This window comes from Streptomyces cahuitamycinicus (assembly GCF_002891435.1).
Lineage (GTDB): Bacteria > Actinomycetota > Actinomycetes > Streptomycetales > Streptomycetaceae > Streptomyces > Streptomyces cahuitamycinicus.
In genome coordinates this window covers 1-394 of the sequence record NZ_POUC01001008.1, presented here as the reverse complement: position 1 = coordinate 394, position 394 = coordinate 1, and the positions used below count along the sequence as shown (strand labels likewise).

Genomic DNA, 394 nt, shown 5'->3' with positions numbered 1-394 from the left:
CGGTGGGGGTCGCGCAGGGCGCGTTCGGCCAGCCCCTCGGCGGTGGGAGTGCCGGAGGGGAAGGTGAGGTCGTGGGTCATGCGGCGGTGGTCTCCGCTTTCTCGGTGGTGTCGGTGGCCTCGCCGTCCGGCCGGTCGGTGGCTTTGAGGACCCGGCGGGCGATGTCGGAGGCGGGTGCGCGCAGGTGGCAGCGCACCCAGTGAGGTTGTCCGTCGTCCTCGCCGACGATGTGGCGGACGGGCTCGGTGCGGCTGCACGTGCCATCGTCGCCGTAGGGGCAGGACGTGGGGTTGAGGATCGCCTCGCGCAGCCTGGCGCGCTCGACGGGGTCGTAGCTGCCGGCCCGTTCGGGGTCGGGTACAGCGGACAGCAGCAGGCGGGTGTAGGGGTGGGC

1 pseudogene is annotated in these 394 nt (G+C 73.6%); it reads right to left on the bottom strand.

The window, feature by feature from the left end:
• Positions 1–76: 76 nt before the first annotated feature.
• Positions 77–394: pseudogene (locus C1J00_RS44340) on the bottom strand (ABC transporter ATP-binding protein); the annotation flags it as partial.